Genomic DNA, 4,778 nt, shown 5'->3' with positions numbered 1-4,778 from the left:
GTGAGCCGCGCATTACGGTGGGTCATAGAGAAGGCCTCCACTTCGGTGACGTTGAACACCACCAATGTTGGAGGCCTTCTCCGTACAGAAGTGTCACCAACCTGCTGACCGAGTACACCAGGCCGACGTCGTCGACGCACCGGCCGCGGGCGCTTGTTCCGCGGCCCGCCCCCGGCGGCGTCGAGCGCCGCGCACGACGAGCAGCATCACGAGGGCGAGCACCCCGAGCACGGCGAGCCAAGGCAGCAGCACACCGGCGATGACGAGCAGGCCCGAGCCGACGGCCACGAGCGACTCCCAACCGGCGATGAGGCCGGTGAGGAAGGTGTCGGGCTCGTCGACGGGTGCCGTCGCGTCCGAGCCGAGCGTCAGGCGGAGAGTCGAGAGGTCGACCTGGTCGGCGAGGTAGCGCTGCTGCGCCTCGAGGCTCTCCAGCTGACCCTGACGGTCGCTGATCGCCGTCTCGAGATCGATGAGGTCTTCGACCGTCGCCGCGGCGTCCTGCAGGGCGAGCAGCCGCTCGACGGAGGAGCGCAGCGCCGTGATGCGCGCGTCGAGATCCTGCACCTCGCGCGTCACGTCGTCGGTCTGCAGGGTGAGCTCCTCCACCTCGCCGAGAGCCCGCAGCTCCTCGAGCGTCTCCGTGAGCGTCGCGGAGGGGAGGCGCAGCAGCAGTTCGGCGGCGGCGTAGCGACCCTGGTCGGGCGAGTACTCGGTGCGACCGTCGACGCGGCCTCCCGCGCGCTCGGCGATGCGCGCCGCCTCTTCCGCCGCCTCGAGGGGCGCGGCGACCGTGAGGTACAGCTGGCCGGTCGTGATGACCGAGCGGCCGTCGGAGGCCTCACCATCCAGGGCGGCCTCCTCCGCGGCGGGCGTGTCGAACGACTCGCCGCCCGAGTCGCCGCCGAACGCTGGCCCGCCGGAGTCGGTCGCCGAATCGGAGGCTCCCGCGGAGCATCCGCCGAGCGCAAGGGCGGCGAGCAGGGTGAGTGAGGCGGCGGTCGTGAGGCGCAGTCGACGAGTCATGGCGCTCACGCTAGACCTGCCCTCGGGCGCGTCACCACCCAACGTTTTGCGCAGTAACGCAACCGTGACCTGACCCCCGGCCCTGAGCATCCTGAGGGACTGATGACAACCGGCCCGCGACCGCCCGCCGATGGCTACGGTAATGCTCGTATGGACCTGCGCGACTAGGGGTGGACGCGAAGGAGAGGGGGCTGGCGATCGCCGGCCCCCTCACTCATTCCTGACCTGGGCGCCATCGGCGAAGGCGCGTTCGGTGACATTGCCTCGCTGACGATGCGAGAGACTCGAACCATGGGCTTCCTCGACAGACTGCTGCGTCGACCGCCCCGGCTCTACATCGCCCACGATTCGGGCGAGGGGCCCGGGGACGACCGCCCTGTGGTCGTGCTCGTGCACGGGCTCGCCTCATCGTCGGTGACCTTCGACAACCTCGTGCCGCTCCTCGAGCCCGACTACCGCTGCATCGCGATCGACCTGCTGGGGTTCGGGCGCTCACCGATTCCCGAGCACGCGCGCTACACGCTCGACGAGCACACGGCAGCGCTGCGCCGCACGATCCGGTCGCTGCGCCTGCGGCGGCCGTTCACGCTCGTCGGGCACTCTCTCGGCAGCCTCATCTCCGCGCGGTACGCGGCTCGCCGCCGAGACGATGTCAGCCACCTCGTGATGGTCGGCCCGCCCGTCTACCTGCCACCCGCCGCGATGGGCGATCCCGCCGATCGCGCGAGCATGGGCCTGTACTTCGCCGCTTATCAGTTCCTGCGCACCAACCGAGAGTTCACCACGCGAGCGGCCGACGTGCTCTCCTCGATCGCGCCGATCGAGGACGTTCTGGAGGTCTCGCCCCGCAACTGGACCCCGTTCGTGCTGTCGCTCGAGAACGCGATCGAGTCGCAGACCTCCCTGGCCGACCTCGCCGACGTGACCGCCCCGATCGACATCGTGCACGGCACACTCGACCCGTTCATCGCGCCGGGAGGGCTCAAGATCGTGTCCCAGCTGCGCAAGGTGACGATGACGCGCGTGAGCGGCATGGACCACCTGATCCGCCCGAAGCTTGCGCGCGCTGTCGAGCGGGTCATCCGCGAGCACCGCTGAGACTCGCCTCGCGAAAGGCGCATACGCTGGAGGGATGCGAACATCCACTCTCGGCCGCACGGGCGCGGCAGTCTCCTCTCTCGGTCTCGGCACCTGGCAGCTCGGCGCCGACTGGGGAGACGTCTCCGATTCGGATGCCCGTGCCGTCCTCGATGCCGCCCTCGAGTCGGGCGTCACGATGTTCGACACCGCCGACGTGTACGGCGACGGTCGCAGCGAGCAGCTCATCGGCCGCTACCTCGCCGACCGCCCGGAGGCCGACGTCTTCGTCGCGACGAAGATGGGGCGCCGCGTTCCGCAGGAGCCCGAGAACTACTCGACGCAGAACTTCCGCGCCTGGAACGACCGCAGCCGGGCGAACCTCGGCGTCGACACTCTCGACCTCGTGCAGCTGCACTGCCCGCCCACCGCTGTCTACTCGATCGACCGCGTGTTCGACGACCTCGACCAGCTGGTCGAGGAGGGCCGCATCCGCCACTACGGCGTGAGCGTCGAGCGAGTCGACGAGGCGCTCGCCGCCATGGAGCGCCCGAATCTGGCGACCGTGCAGATCATCATCAACGCCTTTCGCCTTAAGCCGCTCGAGACCGTCCTGCCCGTGGCGCTCGATCGCGGCATCGGCATCATCGCGCGCGTGCCGCTCGCCTCGGGCCTGCTGAGCGGCAAGTACACGCGCGAGACGACCTTCGCGGAGAACGACCACCGCCACTACAACCGCGACGGCGCCGCCTTCGACGTGGGGGAGACCTTCTCGGGCGTCGACTACGAGTCGGGCGTCGCCGCGGCCGTCGAGTTCTCCGCGCTCGCCGAGCAGCACGGGCTCGCACCCGCGACCGCCGCTCTCGCGTGGCTCGCGCAGCTGCCGGGCGTGAGCACGGTCATACCGGGAGCCCGGTCGCCCGAACAAGCGCGCGCCAACGCCGCTGCTGGTGAGGTCGACGACCTGCCGCCCGCCTTCCACGAGAGCGTTGTCGAGCTGTACGACCGGTACTTCCGCGCCGCCATCCACGAGCGCTGGTAGCGGGCAGGCGACCGATGCCCTACACGCTCACGCGCCACCCGTTCCCGCCCGCGGTGCGCGAGTTGCGCCTCGGCGCGCGCACGGTCCTCGCGCGTGAGGGGGTAGAGCGCTACGTGCGCCTGCGGTTCGTCGCGTCGCGGCCCGGTGGGCTCGCGGGCTTCATCGCGCCCGGGGGCGGCGACCATGTGCGCATCGTCGTGGGGTCTGCCGAGGGCGGCCCGGTCGTGCTCGACGACGACGGGCACCCTCGCGGCGAGTCCCGCACCGAGACGGTCGTGGCGCACGACGTCGATGATGGCTGGATCGACGTGGACGTGCTCGTGCACGGCGAGGAGGACGCCGAGGCCGGGGTGATCGGCGCGTGGGCTGCGCGGGCGCCGCTCGGGTCGCCCGCCGTGATGATGGGCCCCAAGGGATCGGTGGTGCTCGACGGCGAGCCCGGCGAGGTCGTCATCGCCGGCGATGACAGCGCCCTCCCGGCCGTGCGCCGCTACCTCGGGATGCTCGGCTCGAGCATCACCGGGCACCTGCTGCTCGAGACCCGGTTCGACCTCGCGTCGCTCGGCATCGAGCCGCCCGCGGGGCTGCGGCTGAGCATCCTGAACCCCGATACCGCGCACCCCAGCGCCGCCCTCGTGAGCGCCCTGCAGGCGCTGCCGACGCCCGCCGACTCGGCCGAGCGCTTCGTCTTCGCGTGCGGCGAGCAGTCGATCGTCGCGCCCGTGCGCCAGGTGCTCGCCGCGTGGGGCATCGACGTCGAGCGTGCCGTCGTCAAGGGCTACTGGAGGCGGTGACCCTCCCGCGCTCCTTCCACAACTTCGGAGTGGAAGGGCCACGAGACGGGGCGGGGGCGGCGGCCGCGTGACGGGGAATCCCCTGAGTAGGGGAATGTCACAACGCAGGGTGCCGTTGTGCGCACCATGACCCGAATCATGATCATCGTCGGCAGTGTTCGCCCCGGCCGCATCGGCCTCCCCATCGCGCAGTGGGTGCGCGAGAGTGTGGAGGCGGCCGGCCACGAGGTCGACTTCGCCGACCTCGCCGAGATCGGGCTTCCCTTCCTCGACGAGCCGGCGCATCCTGCGAAGAAGCAGTACACGCAGGCGCACACGATCGCGTGGAGCGAGCGCGTCGACGCCGCGGGGGCGGTCATTCTCGTGACGCCCGAGTACAACCACAGCTACAGCCCGGCGCTCAAGAACGCGCTCGACTTCCTCTTCCGCGAGTGGAGCCGCAAGCCCGTCGCGTTCGTGAGCTACGGCGGCGTCTCCGGCGGCCTGCGTGGCGTCACGGCGCTCGAGCCCGTGCTGCTCGCGCTCGGCATGGTGCGCTCGACCGCCGACGTCATCATTCCCGGCGCGAGCCGTCAGATCGAGGACGGCGCTCTCGCGCACGACGAGTCGCGCGAGAGCGCATTGCAGGCCGTCATCGACGACCTCGCGTCGCTCGCCGGGCCGCTCGCCGCGCTGCGCACATAGGCACTGCGCACACAGCGCGGGGCACGGGGCGCGGCTCACGGGGCGCTACGCGCGCCTAGACGATATGGGTCTTCGGTCCGGTTCTTGAGGCTGGGGCCTCGATTCGCGTAATCGTGGGTTGCCAGCCTGTGGGGGCTGGCCTATCCACCAGGCGA

The 4,778-nt window shown here is 70.8% G+C and carries 5 protein-coding genes; 4 read left to right on the top strand and 1 reads right to left on the bottom strand.

The features are described 5' to 3' along the window. Positions 1-93: 93 nt before the first annotated feature. Positions 94-1,026, bottom strand: a complete 933-nt coding sequence (locus tag FK219_RS13170) for a DUF4349 domain-containing protein (RefSeq protein WP_152584327.1) — start codon at positions 1,024-1,026, stop codon at positions 94-96. A gap of 291 nt (positions 1,027-1,317) precedes the next feature. On the opposite strand from FK219_RS13170, the gene FK219_RS13165 reads away from it, so the two are divergent. The 4 genes from FK219_RS13165 (at position 1,318) to FK219_RS13150 (ending at position 4,623) form a co-directional block, all read left to right on the top strand. After that, positions 1,318-2,124 carry an alpha/beta fold hydrolase gene (locus FK219_RS13165; protein ID WP_235923974.1) on the top strand — a complete coding sequence of 269 codons (807 nt, stop codon included), beginning with the start codon at positions 1,318-1,320 and terminating at the stop codon, positions 2,122-2,124. 34 nt (positions 2,125-2,158) lie between these two features. Beyond that, complete coding sequence (locus FK219_RS13160) at positions 2,159-3,145, top strand: aldo/keto reductase (RefSeq protein WP_152584325.1); 987 nt, start codon at positions 2,159-2,161, stop codon at positions 3,143-3,145. A gap of 14 nt (positions 3,146-3,159) precedes the next feature. Next, entirely contained in the window at positions 3,160-3,939 is a 780-nt protein-coding gene (locus tag FK219_RS13155; protein ID WP_152584324.1) for a siderophore-interacting protein, read from the top strand. Positions 3,940-4,065: 126 nt separating this feature from the next. Beyond that, complete coding sequence (locus FK219_RS13150; RefSeq protein ID WP_152584323.1) at positions 4,066-4,623, top strand: NADPH-dependent FMN reductase; 558 nt, start codon at positions 4,066-4,068, stop codon at positions 4,621-4,623. Positions 4,624-4,778: the final 155 nt, after the last annotated feature.

The sequence above is a fragment of the Microcella pacifica genome, from assembly GCF_009371975.2.
GTDB lineage: Bacteria > Actinomycetota > Actinomycetes > Actinomycetales > Microbacteriaceae > Microcella > Microcella pacifica.
This window is presented reverse-complemented; position numbering and strand designations above follow the sequence as displayed.

Excerpts from the sequence above, each read along its gene's own strand:
- FK219_RS13170 (WP_152584327.1), bottom strand. The coding sequence starts at position 1,026 with ATGACTCGTCGACTGCGCCTCACGACCGCCGCCTCACTCACCCTGCTC.
- FK219_RS13165 (WP_235923974.1), top strand. The coding sequence starts at position 1,318 with ATGGGCTTCCTCGACAGACTGCTGCGTCGACCGCCCCGGCTCTACATC.
- FK219_RS13160 (WP_152584325.1), top strand. The coding sequence starts at position 2,159 with ATGCGAACATCCACTCTCGGCCGCACGGGCGCGGCAGTCTCCTCTCTC.
- FK219_RS13155 (WP_152584324.1), top strand. The coding sequence starts at position 3,160 with ATGCCCTACACGCTCACGCGCCACCCGTTCCCGCCCGCGGTGCGCGAG.
- FK219_RS13150 (WP_152584323.1), top strand. The coding sequence starts at position 4,066 with ATGACCCGAATCATGATCATCGTCGGCAGTGTTCGCCCCGGCCGCATC.